21 protein-coding genes are annotated in these 18,848 nt (G+C 73.3%); 8 read left to right on the forward strand and 13 right to left on the reverse strand.

Translation table 11 applies throughout. The features are described 5' to 3' along the window. Positions 1–12: 12 nt before the first annotated feature. Positions 13–606 carry a dihydrofolate reductase family protein gene (locus tag AB0C12_RS43260; protein ID WP_360556976.1) on the forward strand — a complete coding sequence of 198 codons (594 nt, stop codon included), beginning with the start codon at positions 13–15 and terminating at the stop codon, positions 604–606. Here the strand turns inward: AB0C12_RS43260 and cobF are convergent. Together cobF and AB0C12_RS43270 are read right to left on the reverse strand one after the other, a co-directional pair. After that, positions 585–1,364, reverse strand: coding sequence for a precorrin-6A synthase (deacetylating) (cobF, locus tag AB0C12_RS43265; RefSeq protein ID WP_360556978.1), 780 nt, complete (start codon positions 1,362–1,364; stop codon positions 585–587). The two genes, AB0C12_RS43260 and cobF, sit on opposite strands and share 22 nt — an antisense overlap. A gap of 364 nt (positions 1,365–1,728) precedes the next feature. Further along, positions 1,729–2,835 carry an ROK family transcriptional regulator gene (locus AB0C12_RS43270; protein ID WP_360556980.1) on the reverse strand — a complete coding sequence of 369 codons (1,107 nt, stop codon included), beginning with the start codon at positions 2,833–2,835 and terminating at the stop codon, positions 1,729–1,731. Positions 2,836–2,918: 83 nt separating this feature from the next. Between AB0C12_RS43270 and AB0C12_RS43275 the strand changes: the two genes are divergently transcribed. Next, on the forward strand, positions 2,919–4,163 hold the full coding sequence (locus AB0C12_RS43275; protein ID WP_360556982.1) for a YbiU family protein: 1,245 nt from the start codon (positions 2,919–2,921) through the stop codon (positions 4,161–4,163). Here AB0C12_RS43275 and AB0C12_RS43280 read toward each other — a convergent pair. Both AB0C12_RS43280 and AB0C12_RS43285 read right to left on the reverse strand, forming a co-directional pair. Beyond that, positions 4,120–4,791, reverse strand: coding sequence for a response regulator transcription factor (locus AB0C12_RS43280; RefSeq protein ID WP_360556984.1), 672 nt, complete (start codon positions 4,789–4,791; stop codon positions 4,120–4,122). The two genes, AB0C12_RS43275 and AB0C12_RS43280, sit on opposite strands and share 44 nt — an antisense overlap. Further along, positions 4,792–6,753 (reverse strand): histidine kinase, encoded by a 1,962-nt coding sequence (locus tag AB0C12_RS43285; RefSeq protein WP_360556986.1) that lies wholly within the window; start codon positions 6,751–6,753, stop codon positions 4,792–4,794. 152 nt (positions 6,754–6,905) lie between these two features. Here AB0C12_RS43285 and AB0C12_RS43290 point away from each other — a divergent pair, with 152 nt between their 5' ends. Further along, positions 6,906–7,214: a hypothetical protein gene (locus AB0C12_RS43290; protein WP_360556988.1), complete on the forward strand. Its 309-nt coding sequence runs from the start codon at positions 6,906–6,908 to the stop codon at positions 7,212–7,214. 11 nt (positions 7,215–7,225) lie between these two features. Here AB0C12_RS43290 and dinB read toward each other — a convergent pair whose 3' ends face one another. Then, a complete protein-coding gene (dinB, locus tag AB0C12_RS43295) occupies positions 7,226–8,416 on the reverse strand; it encodes a DNA polymerase IV (RefSeq protein WP_360556990.1) in 1,191 nt (396 codons plus the stop codon). Positions 8,417–8,469: 53 nt separating this feature from the next. On the opposite strand from dinB, the gene AB0C12_RS43300 reads away from it, so the two are divergent. Both AB0C12_RS43300 and AB0C12_RS43305 read left to right on the forward strand, forming a co-directional pair. Next, positions 8,470–8,886 carry a cupin domain-containing protein gene (locus AB0C12_RS43300; RefSeq protein ID WP_360556992.1) on the forward strand — a complete coding sequence of 139 codons (417 nt, stop codon included), beginning with the start codon at positions 8,470–8,472 and terminating at the stop codon, positions 8,884–8,886. A gap of 97 nt (positions 8,887–8,983) precedes the next feature. Then, positions 8,984–9,370 carry an Hsp20/alpha crystallin family protein gene (locus AB0C12_RS43305; RefSeq protein ID WP_360556994.1) on the forward strand — a complete coding sequence of 129 codons (387 nt, stop codon included), beginning with the start codon at positions 8,984–8,986 and terminating at the stop codon, positions 9,368–9,370. Between the two features lie 56 nt (positions 9,371–9,426). On the opposite strand, the gene AB0C12_RS43310 is transcribed toward AB0C12_RS43305, so the two are convergent. Beyond that, positions 9,427–10,089, reverse strand: coding sequence for a carbohydrate-binding protein (locus AB0C12_RS43310; protein WP_360556996.1), 663 nt, complete (start codon positions 10,087–10,089; stop codon positions 9,427–9,429). 318 nt (positions 10,090–10,407) lie between these two features. Between AB0C12_RS43310 and AB0C12_RS43315 the strand changes: the two genes are divergently transcribed. Continuing rightward, the gene (locus AB0C12_RS43315; protein WP_360556998.1) at positions 10,408–11,598 is read left to right on the forward strand and encodes a beta-1,3-glucanase family protein; all 1,191 of its coding nucleotides are present in this window, start codon (positions 10,408–10,410) and stop codon (positions 11,596–11,598) included. A 50-nt stretch (positions 11,599–11,648) separates the two neighbouring features. Here the strand turns inward: AB0C12_RS43315 and AB0C12_RS43320 are convergent, their stop codons facing one another. Beyond that, entirely contained in the window at positions 11,649–12,173 is a 525-nt protein-coding gene (locus AB0C12_RS43320) for a DUF3558 family protein (protein WP_360557000.1), read from the reverse strand. A gap of 75 nt (positions 12,174–12,248) precedes the next feature. Next, the gene (locus AB0C12_RS43325) at positions 12,249–13,154 is read right to left on the reverse strand and encodes a TIGR03619 family F420-dependent LLM class oxidoreductase (RefSeq protein WP_360557002.1); all 906 of its coding nucleotides are present in this window, start codon (positions 13,152–13,154) and stop codon (positions 12,249–12,251) included. A 113-nt stretch (positions 13,155–13,267) separates the two neighbouring features. Between AB0C12_RS43325 and AB0C12_RS43330 the strand changes: the two genes are divergently transcribed. After that, complete coding sequence (locus AB0C12_RS43330) at positions 13,268–14,200, forward strand: GNAT family N-acetyltransferase (RefSeq protein WP_360557004.1); 933 nt, start codon at positions 13,268–13,270, stop codon at positions 14,198–14,200. A 13-nt stretch (positions 14,201–14,213) separates the two neighbouring features. Here the strand turns inward: AB0C12_RS43330 and AB0C12_RS43335 are convergent, their stop codons facing one another. Both AB0C12_RS43335 and AB0C12_RS43340 read right to left on the reverse strand, forming a co-directional pair. Then, positions 14,214–14,651 (reverse strand): TIGR03618 family F420-dependent PPOX class oxidoreductase, encoded by a 438-nt coding sequence (locus AB0C12_RS43335; RefSeq protein WP_360557006.1) that lies wholly within the window; start codon positions 14,649–14,651, stop codon positions 14,214–14,216. After that, positions 14,648–15,352, reverse strand: coding sequence for a tetratricopeptide repeat protein (locus tag AB0C12_RS43340; protein WP_360557007.1), 705 nt, complete (start codon positions 15,350–15,352; stop codon positions 14,648–14,650). The genes AB0C12_RS43335 and AB0C12_RS43340 overlap by 4 nt, the downstream gene beginning before the upstream one ends. A gap of 80 nt (positions 15,353–15,432) precedes the next feature. Between AB0C12_RS43340 and AB0C12_RS43345 the strand changes: the two genes are divergently transcribed. Continuing rightward, positions 15,433–16,362: a hypothetical protein gene (locus tag AB0C12_RS43345; RefSeq protein WP_360557009.1), complete on the forward strand. Its 930-nt coding sequence runs from the start codon at positions 15,433–15,435 to the stop codon at positions 16,360–16,362. Here the strand turns inward: AB0C12_RS43345 and AB0C12_RS43350 are convergent, their stop codons facing one another. Genes AB0C12_RS43350 through AB0C12_RS43360 form a run of 3 tightly spaced genes read right to left on the reverse strand, consistent with a single transcriptional unit; the run spans position 16,363 to position 18,813 of the window. Next, complete coding sequence (locus AB0C12_RS43350; protein ID WP_360557011.1) at positions 16,363–17,004, reverse strand: SDR family oxidoreductase; 642 nt, start codon at positions 17,002–17,004, stop codon at positions 16,363–16,365. It abuts the gene before it with no gap. Between the two features lie 9 nt (positions 17,005–17,013). Continuing rightward, the gene (locus AB0C12_RS43355) at positions 17,014–17,733 is read right to left on the reverse strand and encodes a hypothetical protein (protein WP_360557012.1); all 720 of its coding nucleotides are present in this window, start codon (positions 17,731–17,733) and stop codon (positions 17,014–17,016) included. A 33-nt stretch (positions 17,734–17,766) separates the two neighbouring features. Continuing rightward, complete coding sequence (locus tag AB0C12_RS43360) at positions 17,767–18,813, reverse strand: LacI family DNA-binding transcriptional regulator (protein ID WP_360557013.1); 1,047 nt, start codon at positions 18,811–18,813, stop codon at positions 17,767–17,769. Positions 18,814–18,848 lie beyond the last annotated feature (35 nt).

An 18,848-nucleotide genomic window follows, 5' to 3' on the forward strand; every position in this document is an offset into this window, starting at 1 on the left:
ATGAAGAGCGAAATGAGCAACCGCCGCGTCGTCGGAAACATCTCCCTGTCCCTCGACGGCCGCACCAACGGCGTCGGTGGCGACTACGACATGAGCTGGATCGTGCCGCACGCGGTCACCGAGGCCGGCCGCGACCACATGATCCGGGTCACCGAGCCGGCCACCACCGTGCTGCTGGGCCGCAAGAACTACCAGGGCTTCGGCAGCTACTGGCCGGCCGTCGCCGACAACCCCGAGGCCGACGAGCGTGACCGCACCTTCTCAGCCTGGCTGAATCGCACGGAGAAGGTGGTGTTCAGCACGACCCTGACCGAGGCGCCCTGGGAGAATTCCCGCGTCGTCGCCGGCGACCTGCCCGCGGAGGTCCGCAAGCTGCGGGCCGGGGCCGGCGGGGACATCATCGTGCTGGCCAGCAGCAGCATCATCCGCGCCCTGCTCGACGCCGAACTGCTGGACCGGCTGTGCATCACGCTGTGCCCGGCCGTGGTCGGCGGCGGCGCCCGACTGCTGGAGGACGGCCTCCCCGCCTCCACGTGGACGCTCGCCGATACGACGACGTCGGAATCCGGGGCGCTCTGCCTGATCTACGACCGGGTGTCCGCCTGATCGGCGTCGCGGCGGCGCAACAGGTACGTGTCCATGATCCAGCCGTGCCGCTCCCGGGCCTCGGCGCGGACCCGGCGGATCTCGTCGCCGACCTCGGCCAGCGGGCCGGAGACCAGCAGCTCGTCCTCGGTGCCGAGGTACGCACCCCAGTAGATGTCCACGTTCGCGGCGTCGACCGACCCGAACGTCTGGTGCGCGTCCAGCATCACGATCACGTCGTCGACGTCCGCCGGCCACTGTTCGGCCAGCCGCCGGCCCGTGGTGACCTGGAACGGCCGGCCGACCCGGTTCAGGCCGACCCGGTGCTTGGCCGCGAGCGTCGAGACGCTGCTGATGCCCGGGATGACCTCGTAGGCGAAGGTGGTCTCGCCGCGGGCCAGGATCTCGTCGAGGATGCTGATCGTCGAGTCGTAGAGCGACGGATCACCCCAGACCAGGAACGCCCCGGTCTCCTCGTCGAGCAGATGCTCGCGGATCAGCGCCTCGGTCACCTCGGACCGCCGGTGCCGCCAGTCCGCGATCGTGCCCGCGTAGTCGGCCGGGGTGCGGTCGCGGTCGGGGTCGCGGCCCTCGGCGATGCGCCGGCTGGGGCGGGCGTACGCCTTCAGCAGCCGGCGCCGGAGCTCGATCAGGCTGTCCTTGGTGTCGCCCTTGTCGAGCAGGAAGAACACGTCGGTCCGGCCGATCGCCTTGGCTGCCTGCAGGGTCAGGTGGTCCGGGTCGCCCGCGCCGATCCCGATGACGTAGATCTTCCGCACGCCCAGCAGTCTGCCGCACGCCACCGAAGCCCCGAACCCCAGGCCCGGGCCGAAGCCGCCGGAAGGCCGACGCCCGGACGCCAGGGAGCCGGACGCCAGGGAGCCGGACGCCGGGCGGGGTCGGAGGCCGGGCGGGGTCGGAGGCCGGGCGGGGTCGGAGGCCGGGCGGGGTCGGAGGCCGGGCGGGGTCGGAGGCCGGGCGGGTCGGAGGCCGGGCGGGGTCGGAGGCCGGGCGGGTCGGAGGCCGGGCGGGTCGGAGGCCGGGCGGGTCGGACGCCGGGCGAGTCGGACGCCCGGAAGCCAGACGCCGGACAGCCGGGGAGCCGGACGCCGGGGACAACGCCGACCGAGGTGGCCCATTGGGTCAGACGGCGACCGCCGCCGCCCGCGCATGCTCCAGCGCCAACTGCAACGCCCCGTGCAGCGCCGCCTCCGTGCCCAGGGTCCCGTGCTCGACCCGCGTCGGCCCGGGGAACGAGATCGCCGCCCGGACCCGCGGCAGCAGCGCCGGATGCGTCCCGACCGGCCCTCCCAGCAGCACCAACGCCGGATCCACCACCGCCGCCACCGAGATGATCGCCCGGGCCACCGCCGCCGCGAGCACCCGCAACGCCGGCTCGTCGCCGCGATCGAGCAGCTCCAGGGCCGCCGCCACATCGTTGGACGGGGCGTCCGAGCGGCCGAGCCCACCCGCCGCCAGTTCAGCGGCGATCGTCGGGGCTCCGGCGCCCGGCAGGTACCCGATCTCACCGGCCAGCCCGTGCGCGCCGCGGATCAGCTGGTCGCCGATGTAGAGCCCGACGCCCAGGCCCGCGCCCACGTAGACGTACGCGAAGCTGGCCTCGCCCGCCGCCCGGCCGGCGCGGTGTTCGGCCAGCGCGGCCAGATTGACGTCGTTGTCGACCAGGATCGGGGCGGACACCAGGTCGCCGATCAGTTCGGCTGGGCTGAGCAGGCCTTCCGGGAACGGCGTGCCGGCCAGCGGGACGACTTCGTGGGTGACCGGGTGCACCGGGTTCGCGATGGAGATGCCGACGGCTCGCAGCGGCCCGGGCTGAGCGGGGAAAGCGTCGACGGCCGCGCGCAGGTTGGCCACCAGGGCTGCCACGTCGCCGGGGGCGCCGGCCGGGCGACGGTGCTCGTCCAGCGTGCGGCCGGCCAGGTCGGCGGCGCGGGCCCGGACGCCGGACTGGTCCAGCTCCACCGCCAGCACCCAGCCGGCCCGCGCGCCGAGCTCGTAGAACGTGCCGATCCGGCCCCGGCGGCCGGTCTCCTTCAACCCGGTGGCGTCCAGCAGGCCGCCCTCGACCAGGCGCCGGACGGCCTCGGAGACCGTGGGCCGGGAGTAGCCGGTCCGGTCGGCCAGCTCGGCGCGGGTGGTGCGGCCCTGGCGGATCGTCTCGTCGAGCAGGCGCCGGTCGGTGGCAGCACGGAGCACCGTCTGCGGCAGTGCCCGGCTGACGTCGTTCACCGTCACCTCTTGTGATCTTCCGGCGGGATCTCCTACATTAGGACAAGGTTCTAGTTAGGTCACCTAATCAAATGGAGGCAGCGATGCACCCCGCCCCGGACGACATCCCCCGCGCCATCCGTGAGACCAAGGCCGAGCTGCGCAAGCGGATCGGCGACGTCACCGGCGCCTTCGCGCGGGCCGAGGCCGCGGTGCGGGCCGAGGTCGCCGAGGTGGTCGCGCAGCGCGAGCGCGGCGAGCAGGTCTGGCCGGTGGTCCAGTTCGCCGACATCGCCGCCGGCACGGTGCCGGCCGAGCTCGTCGAGGCGGTCCGCCGCCGCGGCTGTGCCGTGGTCAAGGGCACCTTCGGCCGTGACCGCGCCGAGGGCTGGGACGCCGAGCTGGTGTCGTACCTGGACCGCAACGACTTCGCCGGCAAGTACCGCTACCTCGACGACGGCATCTTCGGCGGGCTGTCCGCGAGCAAGCCGTCGATCTTCCCCATCTACTGGTCGCGCCCGCAGATGGAGGCCCGTCAGGACGACAACATGGTCGCCGTGCGCGGCTTCCTCAACTCCTTCTGGAAGCACGAGTCCGAGGGCCGGGTGTGGTTCGACCCGACCCGTGACACGGCGTACCCGGACCGGGTCCGGCGCCGGGAGCCCGGCACCGACTCCGCCGGGTTGTCCGCGCACACCGACTCCGGCTCGATCGAGCGCTGGCTGCTCCCGGCGTACCAGAGCGTCTTCCGGCACGTCTTCGCCGGCAACCCCGAGGCGTACGACCCGTGGGACGGCGCCTACCGCACCGAGGTGCACGAGTACGAGTCCACGGTGATGTGCTCGGCGTTCCGGACGTTCCAGGGCTGGACGGCGCTGTCCGACATGGCGCCGACCGAGGGCGTGCTGCACGTGGTGCCGATCCCCTCGGCGATGGCCTACCTGCTGCTGCGGGCCCTGCAGGACGATGTGGCCGACGACGATCTGTGCGGCGCGGCCAACGGCCAGGCGCTGCCGATCAGCGAACGCTGGCACCCGGCGCTGATGCCCGCGCTCACCCCGATCCCCGCGGTCGAGCCGGGGGACACCGTCTGGTGGCACGGCGACATGATCCACTCCGTCGGCCCGGTGCGGGACCAGCAGGGCTGGGGCAACGTCATGTACATCCCGGCCAGCCCGTACTGCGAGAAGAACGCCGCCTACGCGGCCGAGTGCGGCCAGGCGTTCCTGCGGGGCGTCAGCCCGACCGACTTCGCCGCCGAGGACTACGAGGTCGACTGGGCGGGCCGGCCCACCGCCGACGAGCTCAGCCCGACCGGCCGCGCGCAGCTGGGTCTCCCGGCGGGCTGAGGTAGGCGAGCACGGCCAGCACCCGGCGGTGACTGTCGCCGGTGTCGGGCACCCGCAACTTCTGCAGGATGCTGCGCATGTGGGTCTCGACCGTCCGCTCGGCCAGCGTCAGGCCGGCCGCGATGGCCCCGTTGGAGCGGCCCTCGGCCGCCAGCGCGAGCACCTCGACCTCGCGCGGCGTCAGCACGGCCAGCGGGTCGGCGCGACCGGTCGAGGCCAGCAGGGCCGAGACCACCTCGGGATCGAGGGCGGACCCACCGGCGGCGACCCGCCGGATGGCATCCAGGAAGTCGTCCACGCCGAGGACCCGGTCCTTGAGCAGATAGCCGAAGCCACCGGTCGCCACCAGCGGCACGCAGTGCCGGGTCTCGACGTGCTGGGAGAGCAGCATCATCGGCAGACCGGGGTGGGCCGCCCGGAGCCGGCGGGCCGCCAAGGCGCCGTCGACGGTCATCGTGGGCGGCATCCGGACGTCGATGATCACGAAGTCCGGCCGGTGCCGGTCCACGGCGTCGTCGAGCCGATCGGCGTCACCCACCGCGGCGACCACGTCGTGCCCACCCTCGGCCAGCAGCCGCCGCAGGCCCTCCCGGAACAGCGCCGAGTCCTCGGCCAGCACGATGCGCACTCAGATCACCGCCGCGATCGTGGTGCCGCCGCCGGCCGGGCTGTGCACGGTCAGCTCGCCACCGATCGACAGGACCCGATCGCGGACGGAGGTGAGCCCGAACCCCGGCCGGGCCCCGCCCACCCCGTTGTCGGACACCTCGATGCGAAGCCCTCCGCCCTGCTGCCGGACCACGACGCCGATCCCGGTGGCCTGCGCGTGCTTCATCGCGTTGGTCAGGGCCTCGGCGACCACGAAGTACGCCGTGGTCGCCACCACCTCGGGCGGGTCCAGCTCGGGAACCGTCACCGTGACCGGTACCGAGCTGTCCGTGGCCAGGGCCCGCAGTGCCGCGGCGAGCCCGTCCTCCAGCCGGCTCGGGCGTACGCCGTGCGCCAGCCGCCGCAGATCGGCGACCGTGTCACCCAGCGCGGTCACCGCCGTCTCCAGATCCTGATGGGCGGGCTGGTCCGGGGCGATGCCGCGCTGCACCGACCGCAGGCGCATGCCGACCGCGATGAGCTGCTGCTGGGCGCCGTCGTGCAGGTCGCGGGCCAGTCGCTGCCGTTCGGCCGCGCCGGCCAGCGCGAGCCTGGCCTGCCCGGCCCGGGTCTCGTCGAGGGCCCGCCGCAGCTCCAGTCGCAGCCGGCTCACCTCGATCGGCAGCCGGGCCTGGACGGCCGCCTCCCGGGCCCGCCGCAACCGCCGGGCGGAGGCCAGCCCGAGCACGATGACGCCCACCTCGGTGCCACTCGTGGTCAGTGGCACGCGGACGGCTCCGGGCGCGACCTGCGACGGTTCCCCGGCCGGATCGACGTACCGGTCCGCCGCGCTGCCCGGTAGCCGGACGAGCAACCGCAACCCCGGATCACCGAGCACGGTACGCAGCACCGCCTCGGTCTCCTCGGGCTGCGCGGTGCCGCCGCGCACCTGCCGCACGAACTGCTCGACCCGGGCCCGGGTGACCGTGCGCTCCCGGTCGACGACCCGGCCGACCAGCTCGCTGATCAGCCGGTGCAGCGGCAGCAGGCACATGGCGGTGACGAAGGCCGCGCCGGTCAGCCCGACCCGCGAGTCACCGCCGGCCGCGTCGGCGATCGCGAACACCACCCCGGCGAAGATCGCCGCGGAGAGCACCGACGTGACGATCCAGGCCAGCGTCGTGCCCAGCAACCGGTCGATGTCGAAGAGGTCGTGCCGCACGACCGCGACCGCGATGGCGGCGGGCACGGCGAGCAGCATCGCGGCCAGGAACCCCAGGTACGCGAGGTCGACCGGCGTGCCGAACAGCTCGGCGATCCAGCCACCGGCCAGCAGCACGGGCACGGTGCCCGCGCCGAGCACCAGCCAGCGCAGCTGCGTCCGTACCGTCTCGCCGCCGGCCCGGTAGCGCACGACCAGGCTGCCGACCGCCAGGCCGAGCGCGACCAGAGCAGCGCAGAAGGCCGGAATGGCGACGGACGCGAAGACGGCGTCCGGCACCTCGAGGCCCGGGCGGCGGAGGCCGGGCGGGTAGTCACCGGACACGGGCCGCAGCAGCGAGACGACCGCGTGCACGGACAATGCGGCGGCCACGCAGTAGGCGACGGCGAACCGCCAGCGCCGTCCGGGCAGCATCCCGTCCGGGAACACCAGGCAGAGAGCGACGAAGCCGGCCAGGTTCCACACCCAGGCGCCCAGCTGGAAGGTGTAGACCCAGCGGGCCGCCGGCCAGGGGCCGCCCGTCAGCACGGTCGCGCCCCAGCTCTCGACCGCGAAGACCGCCGCCGGCGCGGCGCCGACCCAGCTGAGCGCGGCACCGACCGGGCTGCCCGGCACGCGCCGGTGCAGCAGCAGGCCGGTCACCACCGGTACGCCGAGCAGGCATGTCTGCACCGCCCAGTCCACGACCGAGGGGTTGAGCGGGGCCGACACCGCGACGGCCACGGCGAAGACCAGCCCGGGCAGCAGCGCGCCCCGGCGCAGCATCGTCCGGGCGCCCATCCGGTCATCCTGGTCCACCGGACGGTTCCCGTCATCAGTGTCAGCACTTAGCCGCCGGTACGCGGCTGGGTCCGGCACTGGCCCGGATGTGCGCCGGGGTCCCGTCCGGCCAGGGTGAAGCGGTCACCAGCGCACCCTCGGAGGGAAATGTCATGGAACTGATCGTCACCGTGCTGCTCGCGTTCCCGCTCGGCTTCGCCGTGCGCTCCCGGACGGTGGCCTACGTGGCCTTCATCGCTGTGCACTCGTTCGTGTTCCCCTTCCAGAACATGCAACTGCTCCGGGAGTGGACGGCCGGTGACACCTCGGCCTTCGCGGCCGACGCCGGCACCGTCCCCTGGTCGTATCTGCTGGTCAACGCGGTCATCTACGCCGCCGGGCTCGGCCTGGTGGCGCTGGGTCACCGGGTGCGCAGCCGGCGGGCCGCGCGGCCGGCACAGGCGGCCGACCTGGCGGGTTGAGGCCCGGGGGCTCAGTCGGGGAGGATCGGCACCGACGGGTTGAGGTCGCGGCCCAGCGACGCCGCCCGGGTCACCGAGGACGAGCCGAACCTGTCCCGGACCGCGTCCAGCGCGGTGTCCAGGCTGTCGGCCACCGGCACGTCGAACGGCAGCTCCAGCTGCACCGCGCCGTCGCTGTCCAGGTTGCCGACCGCGACGCCGACCAGGGTCAGGCCGCGCTCGTCGATCAGTGGCCGGGCCTCGGTCAGCAGCTGGCGCGCCGTGGTCAGGATGGCGCTGGTCTGCATGGTCGCCTTGAGCAGGCTGCGCGAGCGGGTGGCCCGGGTGAAGTCGCCGAAGCGCAGCCGCAAGGTGATCGTGCGACCGGCCCGGTGGGCCGCGCGCATCCGGCGGGTGACCCGGTCGACCAGGGCGGCCAGGGTCGCGTCGATCTCCTCGAACGGGCGCGGCCGGCGGCCCAGCGCGCACTGCGAGCCGATCGAGCCACGCCGGTGGCCGGTGCGGACCCGGCGGGGGTCGCGGTTGTGGGCGAGCGCGTGCAGGTGCCGGCCGGCGTGCGCGCCGATCATGGTGACCAGGGCGGCCTCGCCGATGCGGGCCACGTGCCCGACGGTCAGGATGCGGTGCTCGCGCAGCTTGCCCGCGGTGACCGGGCCGACGCCCCAGAGGCGTTCGATCGGCAGCGGGTGCAGGAAGGCGAGCTCCTCGCCCGGGGGCACCACGAGCAGGCCGTCCGGTTTGCCGACGGCGCTGGCCACCTTGGCCAGGAACTTCGTCCGGGCCACGCCCACGGTGATCGGCAGGCCGACCCGCTCGCGGACCTCGGCCCGCAGCCGGGCGGCGATGCCGGCCGGGGTGCCGCTGATCCGGTGCAGGCCGCCCACCTCGAGGAACGCCTCGTCGATGGAGATGCCCTCGACGATCGGGGTGGTGTCGCGGAAGACCTCGAAGACGGCCTTGCTGGCCGCCGAGTACGCCGACATCCGCGGCGGGACCACGAGGGCGTGCGGGCACAGCGCGCGGGCCTGGGCGATGCCCATCGGGGTGCGGACGCCGTACGCCTTGGCCTCGTAGCTCGCGGCCAGCACGACGCCGCCGCCGACCAGGACCGGGCGGCCCCGCAGGGCGGGGTCGTCCCGCTGCTCGACCGACGCGTAGAACGAGTCGAGGTCGGCGTGCAGGATGGTCGCCTGGTCGGACACCGCGTCATCTTCGCACACCTGTTCGAATTCGGCGACGCGCGAGGATGGGGCACATGACGACGCGACCGCCGCTGGCCGAGAAGCTCGATCTGCAACCCCACCCCGAGGGTGGCTGGTACCGCGAGACGTTCCGGTCCGCGGTCACCATCCGGCCCGACGGGTACGCGGGCCCGCGCGCCGCCGCCACCGGCATCTACTTCCTGCTGCAGCCGGGAGAATTCTCCGCGTGGCACGTGGTGGCGTCCGACGAGCTGTGGTTCCTGCACTCGGGCTCGCTGGAGCTGCGGTACGGCGGCGCCGGCCCGGACCCGCTCGAGGGCGGCGAGACGGTGGTGCTCACCGCTGGGAATCCGCAGGCGCTGGTGCCCGCCGGGGTGTGGCAGAGCGCGTATCCGGCCGGTGCCGAGCCCGTGCTGGTGAGCTGCGTGGTGTCGCCGGGCTTCGACTTCGCGGACTTCCGGCTGGCCTAGTGTCGCAGCTCACGGGCTGTTCCGGAAGTACCAGGGGGGCACCCCGGTTATGCAGGTTGAGTGCATCACGCTCAACCTTGAACCGGAGGAACCTCCCATGGTGCTGCGTACCGATTTCGACCGCCTGACCACCCGCGTCTTCGACTCCGCCACCCGTAGCGCCGGCGCCCGCCTGGACGCCTACCGCGAGGGTGACTCCTTCTACATCGACATCGATCTGCCCGGCGTCGACCCGGCCGGCATCGACATCACCGTGGACCGCAAGGTGCTCACCGTGCGCGCCCAGCGCAAGCGGGCCGAGCGCGACGGCGTGCAGTACGTCGTGACCGAGCGCCCGATGGGTCCGGTCAGCCGGCAGGTCTTCCTGTCCGACTCGCTGGACACCGACCGGCTCGACGCCCGCTACGACAACGGCGTGCTGACCCTGAGCATCCCGGTGACCGAGAAGGCCAAGCCGCGCAAGTTCGAGGTGGCCGCCGCCTGACGTTCAGGTGCTTCTCCCGGGGCCGCGCGCCGATCGAGGTGCGCGGCCCCGGCGCGTCAGTGGGCGAACGCGAAGTAGTTCACGTTGACGAACTCGGCGGCGTCGTCGCGGGCGAAGGTGAGGAACACGGTGTGCCGCCCGGTGGTGGGCTCGATGTCGGCACTGCGGGACTGCCACTCCTGCCAGCCGCCGGTGTCCTCGACCGGCACGGCCCCGGCCGGGGCGTTACCGGGGCTGTCCAGGCGTACCTCGATCCGGCCGCCGCCGCCGTCCACGTCGGAGGCGAGCCGGACGGCGACCTTGGTGGCCGGCTCGGCGCCGAACTCCACGTCGTCGAAGCGCAGCCAGTCGCCGTTGCTGATCCAGCCGATGTTCTGCCCGCCGCCCTCGTCCTCGGTCTCCTGGAACTGGGTGCCCTGCTGACCGGCGGCCGTCTCGGCCTGGATCACCGCGTAGGCATCGACGCCGCCGGGCGCCGGGGTGCTCGGCGCGGGTGCGGGCTCTGCCGACGGGGCGACCGGCTCCGAGGGGGACGACGCCACCGACGGTGGAGCGACGACCGCGGCGGCGGCCGGGGTGTCCGATCCGCCCTGGAGGCGCCCGATCAGGTAACCGAGCAGGACGAGGGCCAGTCCGGCCGCGGCGAGCGCGAGCCGGTTACGGGTGACCCGCGACCGGGAGTGATAGACGCCGGGTGGCGGGGAGGCTGGAGTAGTCATCGGCTCAGCAGGATAACGCAGCGGCCGGCTTTTTCGAAAAGTGTCGACCATGGACGCTGAGCTGCGGTAACGACTCGAAGTGCCGGTCGGCGACGGCTGTGCTAACGGCGGGGACATCGGCCGGCGTCTTCGGTTGACATCTCCGGAAGGCCGTACCAAGCTCGGTGAGAGCGCTCTCAGCAACAACAGAGCGTAATGGCCGGGACGCACCCCCCTTCCCTGTCCGCCCCCGAAGCGGCCCGGCCGACGCCGGATCCCTCCCGCGCGGATGTCCTCTCGCCGGGCCGGTGTCATCCGGGGGCCGACAGTTAGGTGCTCATGCGTCTCAACCGCAGATCTCTGCTCGGGCTCGCCGTCGCGGCGGTCGCCATCCCCGCCGCCGTCGCGGTGATCCCCACCGCCCAGGCCGCCACCGGCCCCGACCTGCTCCCGCTCACCGTCACCAACAACTCCGGCCGCGGCGAAGCCACCCACCTGTACGTGCTGGGTGTCAGCGGCGGCAAACTCGGCTATGTCACCGAGGCCGGCACCTTCACCCCGTGGACCGGTGGGGCCAACCCGCCCGCGCCGGCGCCCGACGTGTCGATCGACGGCCCGGCCAACGGGGCCAGCAAGACGATCCCGGTGCCGAAAGGCCTCTCCGGCCGGATGTACATGTCGTTCGGCGACAAGCTCGACTTCAGGATCAGCCAGGACGGCGGTCTCGTGCAGCCCGCGCCGTGGGCGGCCGGCGACCCCAACAGCGACATCCTGTTCGACTGGAGCGAGTTCACCTACAACGACTCCGGCATCTGGCTCAACAGCTCGCAGGTCGACATGTTCGCCGTGCCGCACGCGGTCAGCGCCACCGGCTCCGACGGCAGCACCGCGGTCACGGGTCAGCTCAAGCCCGGCGGGCGCAACGCCGTCATCGACGCCATGAAGGCCGACGCCTCGTTCAGCGGTCTGGTCCGCACCCGCGCCGACGGCACTGTGCTGCGCGTGCTGGCTCCGGGCAAGGGCGCCGACGGTGGTGACTTCGACCCCGACTACCTGGCGTCCTACATCGACAAGGCCTGGGCCGCGTACGAGAACACCGACCTCACCGTGAAGCCGTTCGCCGACCAGCCCGACAAGATCTTCAAGGGCCGGACCAGCGGGGCCGTCATGACCTTCACCGACGCCACCGGCGCCCAGGTCGCGACGTTCACCAAGCCCACCACCGCGCACGTCTGGGGCTGCGACGGCAACCTCGGCGCCCCGAACGACCTCGTCGTGGGCCCGATCGCGCGCAGCCTCTGCGCTGCCCTGCAGCGGACCACGCTGGGCACCCAGGCCGTCGAGCCGAGCACGGACCCGTCGACGTTCTACCGCAACGAGCCGACCAACCTGTACAACAAGGTGATCCACGAGCAGATGGTCGACGGCAAGGCGTACGCGTTCGCCTTCGACGACGTGGCCAACCAGGAGTCGCTGGTGCACAGCGGCGACCCGACCGCGATCGGCATCACGCTGACGCCGTTCGAGTAGGACCGTGCGGGTACGGCGCACCGGGGGTCCGCGGTGCGCCGTACCGTCGCTCAGATCTTCGGAATGAGCACCTGGGCGACCGCCGTCGCCTCGGCCAGGTTCTCGTCGTCGCTGTCGCCACGGCTGTAGACGTCGATCGAGACCGTGCCGTAGAGCACGTAGAGGTGACCGGCCAGCTGGAAGGCCCGCTCACCGATGTCGTTCACCGGCGTCGCGTCGGCGATCTTGACGGTGAAGTCCTGCTCGGTGGTCCGGCTCAGGAAGACGGCCAGTTGCCCGCCGGCCTGCTGCCACTGGCAGAAGCGGTTGGTGTCGCCGGCCGGCAGCCCGTCCTTGTCGATCTGGGTGATCTCTCGCCCGGTCAGCTCGGTGACCTGTTTCTTGCTGAGCAGCGTGCACGGGTCGGGGATATCGCCGGAGTCCTTGACCGAATCACCCAGTCCACTCGCGGCGGTCGGTGCTGGCGCCGCCGAGGTGGCGGCCGGCGGGGAAGCCGTCGAGGCTTGGTCCACCACCCCGCAGCCCGTCAGGGCGAGGCAGGCGACAAGGGCGGCGAACGGGCGGCGGTGATTCATGCGCCCAAGGTTGCCGGGTCGCGCCGGGGCACCGGAAGGGCCGGTACGCGCAGATGGCACGGAGGCGGGAGAACTTCAGCCGTTAGGGGCGAGGGCGGACAGGATCTCCTCGGCCCGTTCCCCGGCGGCCCGCGGATCGCCGTCCGGTGAACCGATGAACGGATCCCAGTTCAGGTCGTAGAACAGCTCGGTGACACCGGCCTCGGCGTAGAGCTGGGCGCCGCCCCGGATCTGGTCCCAGGTGCCCGACAGCGGCACGCCGTCCTCGCGCAGCCCGGCCTTGACCACGCCGCGCACGACGATCCGGAGCGAGTCCGGGTCGCGACCCGACTCCTCGGCCGCCCGCCGCACGATCTGCGCACCCCGCGCGATGTCCTCGAGACCGGCCCGGCTGCTGCTGACCCAGCCCGCGGCGATCCGCCCGGCGCGCCGCAGCGCGACATCCGCCGTGCCGCCCAGCAGGATCGGCGGACCCCCGGGCTGCACCGGCGCGGGAGCCATGACGCTCGGCGGCACGGTGTAGATCTCGCCGTCGAAGGCGACCTGCTCACCGGTGAACAGGGCCCGCAGCACGCGCAGATACTCCTCCGTGCGGCGGCCGCGGGGATTCGGGTCCGAGCCCGTCGCCGCGAACTCCACCTCGGACCAGCCGGTGCCCAGACCCAGGTCGAAACGGCCGCCGGAGAGCACGTCCAGGGTGCTCGCCTGTTTGGCGAGGTAGGTGGGGGACAGGTACGGCAGGTTGATGACGGCGACCCCGAGCCGGATGTCGGTGGTACGGGCGGCCGCGTAGGTCAGCGCCAGCAGCGGATCGAGCACGCTGCGGTAGACCGGCTGCAGGTTCTGCTCGGCACCGGCCAGCAGCCGCTGGAACGACCACAGGCCGTGGTAGCCGAGCTCCTCGGCCCGCATCGCGAAACCGGTCAGGGACAGGGGATCCGCCCACACGCCGGAGACCGGGCAGCCGCAGCTGATCAACATGCGGTTCACCGTACTGCGCGCCGGCCGGATGCGCCCGGGGCCGCGGTGCACAATCGATGCAGGTTTCCGTACGGTCGGAAGAGGGCCACGGCTTGTCGCTGACGCTCGCAGAGATGGACCCGGACGACTTCGGGCGCCGCCGCGCGCTCCTGGTCGCGAGTTACGCCGAGGCGATCACGACGGCGCGGGCGCTGACTCCGGCGCAGGCGCGGGCCGAGGCCGAGCGGGACGTCGCCGAGCGGCTGCCGCGCGGCCCGGCGACCCGCGGCCAACTGCTGCGCAAGGCTCTCGTGGACGGGACCGAGGTCGGCTGGATCTGGCTGTCGCTGCCCGGCACGACCGTGCCGGACCTCGCCTGGATCAACGACATCGAGGTCGATCCGCCGTTCCGGTCCCGGGGGTACGCCGGCGCGATCATCACCGCCGCGGAGGCGGAACTCGTCGCCCGCCGCGTGCCGGCGATCGGCCTGAACGTCTTCGGTGACAACGACACAGCCCGTCGCCTCTACGAGCGGCTCGGCTTCGAGGTGACCGCGGAGCAGCGTTCGCGCTCGCTGGCCGAGGTGCCGGTGGCCGAGGACATCGAGCTCGTGCCGATGGCCGACTACCGGAGCCGGATCGAGCAGTTGTTCGCCGACTACGCCCAGGATCTGGTGCACGAGCGGGGCCTGTGGCACGGCGAGGCCGAGGACCGGGCGGCCCGCAAGCTGGCCGAGCTGCTCCCCGCCGGGGCGCGGACCCCCGGGATGCTCCTGCGCACGGTGGTGGCGCGGGGCGTACCGGTCGGCTGGGTCTGGGCCGCTCTGCCGGCGCCGCCGCGGGTCGCCCTGGGCTGGCTGCACAACATCGAGATCGACGAGCCCTATCGCCGCCGGGGTCACGGCCGGGCGGCCATCGCCGCGGTCGAGGCCGAGCTGGCGCGGCGGGGCGTCCGCACGATGGGTCTCAATGTGCACGGAGCCAACACGGGGGCCCGCCGGCTCTACGACCGGCTGGGCTACCGCCTGCTGGCCCAGCAGATGGCCAAGCACCTACCGGCCCGGTGACCCGCGGCGGTCGTCAGTTGCTGTAGATCCGGGTCGGGCTGATCAGCACGGCGGTGCGGCGCTGCTCGGCCATGACCCGGTCGTACTCGGCCCAGTCGTCGTGGGAGCCGCCCGCCGCGGTGAAGATCTCGCGCAGCAGCAGGCGCAGACGGTCGGCGTCCAGCCACGGCCGGGGATCGTCCGGGCCGGCCAGCTCGGCGTGGCCCTCGACCGTGGCCCACTGCCAGCCGCCGCGGAACGCCGTCGTGATCTGCGGCCGGGCCCGCAGGTTGGCCAGCTTGACCCGGCCGTACGTGACGAACGCCAGCACCTGCCCGCCGGTACCGGGGTGGGCCACGACACCGGCGTTGACCAGCGAGGACTGGATCGTCTGGTCGGCGCGCAGGGTGGAGACGACGGCCAGGCCGCTCTCGTTCGCGGCCAGGCTCCACGCCTCGGACAGGGTTGTCACCGTTCGGCCTCCGCCTTGTCGAGGAAGTCCTGCATCCAGGCGACGCGGTGCGGGCTCAGGCCGGCCTCCCGCCCCTGGGCGACCGCTTCCCGGACGTGCGCCAGCCCCTGCTCGCGCAGGCCGTCGGCCAGCTCGGCGATGCCCAGGGCCATCGTGCCGCCCGGGATCCAGCGCGGGTCGCCGAGCTCGGCGCGCAGCTCGTGCGAGACGCGCAGGTGCTCCAGCGCCTTGTCCGACTGCAGATCGGAGGCCGCGTAGTAGAAACCGACGTGGCGGTGCACCTCGGAGCGCAGCAGCAGGTCGCCGTACCGGTCGGCCAGGTCGAGGGCCTCCCAGTAGTACGGCATGGCGGCCGCCCAGTCCTGGCGCAGCACCTGGTGGACCAGCCCGAGGCCGAACAGCGACTCGGCCGTGCCGGCCGGGTCGCCGAGGTCCCGCCGGATCTCCAGGGCCTGCAGGAAGAGGGCTTCCTCACCCTCGCTGTCGGCCTTGCCGAGATCCTCGTCCTCCAGCGCCCGGAAGTGCATGAGCATCGCCTGCCGGTCCAGCACCGCGGCCTCGAGGGCCCGGTCGCCGTCGGCCCGGGCCTGGGTCAGCAGCTCCGCGAAGGTCCGCTCGGCCGCCTCGTAGTCCCCGGTCCGGAACGCGGCCTCGACCATCGCCTCGTTGCCGGCCGCCAGTGTGTCCCCCGTTGTCCCCATCCTTCGCAGGCTACCGGCGGATCGGCGCCCAGGCTGTCCGCCCGCGCGTTTGCTTGCCCCGGCCTGCTCGAATCAAGGGCGTGACCGAGGACATCGAAACCCGCCTGACCGCGCTCGCCGGACTGGTCCGCGAGGCCGAGCTGCTCCGCGCCCGGCGGGCCGAGCTGGACCAGCGTCTCACCGAGCAGGCGGCCGCCCTGGCCGAGCTGCGCGCGCAGTGGGCCGGGGAGGTCCGCGACGTCGAGCGCCTCGAGGGCGTCTCGCTGTCCCGGGTGCTGATGACTCTGCGCGGCGCGCACGCCGAGGAGTTGTCCCGTGAGCAGGCCGAGGCCGGAGCGGCGCGCTACCGGGTCGCCGAGGGCGAGAGCCGGCTCGCCGCCCTCCGGGCCGAGCGGGCGGCCGTCGACGCGCGGCTGGCCGAGTTGGCCGACCTGCCGGCCCGCTTCGCGCGGGCGGTCGACGACAAGGAGAGCCACCTGCGCCGGACCGGTGGCCCGCAGGTCACCCGGTTGCTGGCCCTGGCCGGCGAGCGCGGCCGGGTGGAGGCGGAGCTGCGTGAGCTGCACGAGGCCGGCCGGGCCGCGGACGCCGCGCTGGGTGCGCTGGCCGAGCTGCGCCGGCAGCTCGACCGGCTCTCGGGCCGCCAGACGAGCAACAACCTGCTCGGCGGCGCGGTCGCGCTGCGTTCGCCGGACTGGCTCGACGGGGTCGCCCGGTCGGCGGCCCACGCCGACCGGTGCCTGGTGGTGCTGCACACCGAGCTGGCCGACGTCGGCCTGGCCCGGCCGCTGGGCCACGCCCCGCGGCCGGTCGTCCCGCCGACCGGCGTCGCGCAGGTCTTCTTCTCCGATCTGCTCATGCGGGACCAGATCAACCAGGCGATCCGCAACACCGACGGGTCGGCCGCGGTGGTCGCGGAGGTACGCCAGGACGTCGCCGGGCGCACCGAGGCGGCCCGCGCTCACTGGGGCGGACTGATGCGCGAGCGGCAGGACCTGCTGACGGCGTGACTACAGCGCGGCGAGCGCTTCCGGGATCGGGGTGTCGCCGGCGAACAGCTCGAAGGTGGTGCCGATGGTGGCGGGCGTGGTCAGCACGGCGGCCAGCACCGCCGCCGCATCGTCCCGCGGCACCGGTCCCCGGTTGCCCAGCTCGGCCGAGACTTTGACCAGGCCGGTGCCGGGGTCGTCGGTGAGCGACCCGGGGCGCACGATTGTGAAGTCCAGCCCGCTGTCCCGCACGTACGCGTCGGCCTCGGCCTTGGCCCGCAGGTATGCGCGCATCGACTCGCCCGCGGAGTCCGGCCGGTCGGCGCCGATCGAGGAGACCATGACGTAGCGGCGTACCCCGGTGGCCCGGGCCGCGTCGGCCAGCTTGACCGCGCCGCCCAGGTCGACGGTCCGCTTGCGCGCGGCCCCGCTGCCCGGCCCGGCGCCGGCCGCGAACACCACGGCGTCGGCGCCCTTGACGTACGCGTCCAGCGTCGCGTCGTTCTCGAGATCGCCGACGACGGGCACCGCGCCGAGCGCGGTGAGATCGCCGGCCTGGCCGGGTGAGCGGATGAGGCCGCGGGCGGTGTGCCCCTGGCCGGCCAGCAGGCGGAGCAGGCGGAGAGCGACCTTGCCGTGGCCGCCGGCGACGAGGATGTCCATGCCTCTGTTCTACTCCGCCGGCTGCGGCACCGGCTGGAACGCGATCTCGGTCACGTCGGCCGCCAGCTCGGTGAAGTCGGTGCCGTAGGCGGCCGGCTCGACGATGCGCAGCACCAGCGCGAACGGCCGGTCGGCGCCGTAGCGGCGGGCCAGTTCGGGGTGGTGGGCGGCCAGGTAGCGGGCGGCGGCGAGGTTGCTGCCCGCGGTCAGGCCACCGAGGAAGAACACCGGGTGCCCGCCCGCCGGTCCCCAGAACCGGGCAAGCAGGACGTAGCTGGTCTCCGGGGTGAGGACGTACTCGGTGCCACCGACGGCGAACGACACCCGGCGCTTCTCGTCGTCGAAGATCGCGTACGTCACGCCGCGCAGGATCGTGCGGACGTGGGTGGCGCTGCGCGGACTGGCGTCGCCGGGACCGCCGACGCAGAACTCGGTGAGCCGGCCGATCTCGCCGGTCGGCTGGTTCTCCCCGACCCGGTCGGCGTGCGCGCCGCACTCGCGGGCGATGGTCGCCAGCTCCACCAGCGCGGCGACGTCGCGGCGGTGCACGCTGAACTCGCGCGGCGACGAGGCGTGCCGGGACACCACCAGCAGGCAGCTGGCTCCCTCGGTGAGGCCGAAGAAGGCACGTTCGCGGCTCAGCTTGCGGCGGCGCAGCAGGAAGCCGGCGAGCCAGACGGCCGTACCGGCGATGACGCTGGCCAGGAGATTGATCGCGAGGTCGCCCACGCGGTCATGATGGCCGATGTCGTCGACCGGGCCTCACGCGGACTCGCGGATCACCAGCGTCGGCTGGAAGGTCACCGAGCGTGGCAGCCGGCCGGGCGAGGCGATGTGGGCCATCAGCACCTCCGCCATCTCGGCGGCCATCTCCTCGACCGGCTGCCGGATGGTGGTCAGCAGCGGCCGGCAGTCGAGAGCGGCGCTGCTGTCGTCGAAGCCGACCACGGCGATGTCGTCGGGGACCCGGCGGCCGAGATCCTGCACCGCGCGCAGCGCGCCCTCGCTCATCAGGTCGCTGGCCACGAACAGGCCGTCGATGTCCGGGTGCTCGGCCAGCAGCCGGCGGGCGCATTCCTCGCCGCCGTGCCGGGTGAAGTCGCCCTCGATCGACGGCACGTCGACCAGGCCGCGGTTGGCCAGAAAGGACCGGAAGCCGTCGAGCCGGTCGGAGCCGGCCGGGATGTCCAGCGGCCCGCTGATCGTGGCCAGCCGGCGGCAGCCCCGGCTGAGCAGGTGCTCGGCGGCGAGCCGGGCGCCGAGCCGCTGGTCGACGTCGACGAAGCTGGCGGCCAGCGGCGACGCGGGCCGGGCCGAGACGACCGCCGGGATGCCGAGCTCGTGCACCTGGCGGGGCAGCGGGTCCTGCTCGTGGCTGCTGATCAGCAGCACCCCGTCGACGTGGCCCTGGCGCAGGTAGCGGATGACGTGGTGGTGGTCGGTCGAGTCGGTCGGGATGATCACCAGGTGCACGTCGTGCGGGCGCAGCGCGCCGGTGGCGCCGGCGGTGATCCGGCCGAAGTACGGATCAGTGAAGATCCGGTTGAGGAACGAGGAGTTGTGCGGCCGGTCGGGCTCGGAGATCACCAGGGCCACGGAGTTGGACTTGCGGGTGACCAGGGAGCGGGCCGCCACGTTGGGCACGTAACCGGTGTCGGCGATGGCGCGCTGGACGATCTCGCGGATCTTGGCGTCGACGCTGGGGGCGCCGTTGATCACCCGGGAGACGGTGGCCCGCGACACCCCGGCCGCCTCGGCGACCTGGTCCATCGTCGGGTGCTGCCCTGCGCGGGAGGGCCGGGTAGTCATGGCGTCTGTTATAGCACCAGGCGTTTTTCGCTTGA

Source organism: Actinoplanes sp. NPDC048967, from assembly GCF_040649415.1.
Lineage (GTDB): Bacteria > Actinomycetota > Actinomycetes > Mycobacteriales > Micromonosporaceae > Actinoplanes.

Excerpts from the sequence above, each read along its gene's own strand:
- AB0C12_RS43285 (WP_360556986.1), bottom strand. The coding sequence starts at position 6,753 with ATGGGCGCCCGGACGATGCTGCGCCGGGGCGCGCTGCTGCCCGGGCTG.
- AB0C12_RS43330 (WP_360557004.1), top strand. The coding sequence starts at position 13,268 with ATGGACCCGGACGACTTCGGGCGCCGCCGCGCGCTCCTGGTCGCGAGT.
- AB0C12_RS43360 (WP_360557013.1), bottom strand. The coding sequence starts at position 18,813 with ATGACTACCCGGCCCTCCCGCGCAGGGCAGCACCCGACGATGGACCAG.
- AB0C12_RS43340 (WP_360557007.1), bottom strand. The coding sequence starts at position 15,352 with ATGGGGACAACGGGGGACACACTGGCGGCCGGCAACGAGGCGATGGTC.
- AB0C12_RS43260 (WP_360556976.1), top strand. The coding sequence starts at position 13 with ATGAGCAACCGCCGCGTCGTCGGAAACATCTCCCTGTCCCTCGACGGC.
- AB0C12_RS43325 (WP_360557002.1), bottom strand. The coding sequence starts at position 13,154 with ATGTTGATCAGCTGCGGCTGCCCGGTCTCCGGCGTGTGGGCGGATCCC.
- AB0C12_RS43315 (WP_360556998.1), top strand. The coding sequence starts at position 10,408 with ATGCGTCTCAACCGCAGATCTCTGCTCGGGCTCGCCGTCGCGGCGGTC.
- AB0C12_RS43310 (WP_360556996.1), bottom strand. The coding sequence starts at position 10,089 with ATGACTACTCCAGCCTCCCCGCCACCCGGCGTCTATCACTCCCGGTCG.
- AB0C12_RS43350 (WP_360557011.1), bottom strand. The coding sequence starts at position 17,004 with ATGGACATCCTCGTCGCCGGCGGCCACGGCAAGGTCGCTCTCCGCCTG.
- AB0C12_RS43290 (WP_360556988.1), top strand. The coding sequence starts at position 6,906 with ATGGAACTGATCGTCACCGTGCTGCTCGCGTTCCCGCTCGGCTTCGCC.
- AB0C12_RS43275 (WP_360556982.1), top strand. The coding sequence starts at position 2,919 with ATGCACCCCGCCCCGGACGACATCCCCCGCGCCATCCGTGAGACCAAG.
- AB0C12_RS43320 (WP_360557000.1), bottom strand. The coding sequence starts at position 12,173 with ATGAATCACCGCCGCCCGTTCGCCGCCCTTGTCGCCTGCCTCGCCCTG.
- AB0C12_RS43300 (WP_360556992.1), top strand. The coding sequence starts at position 8,470 with ATGACGACGCGACCGCCGCTGGCCGAGAAGCTCGATCTGCAACCCCAC.
- AB0C12_RS43305 (WP_360556994.1), top strand. The coding sequence starts at position 8,984 with ATGGTGCTGCGTACCGATTTCGACCGCCTGACCACCCGCGTCTTCGAC.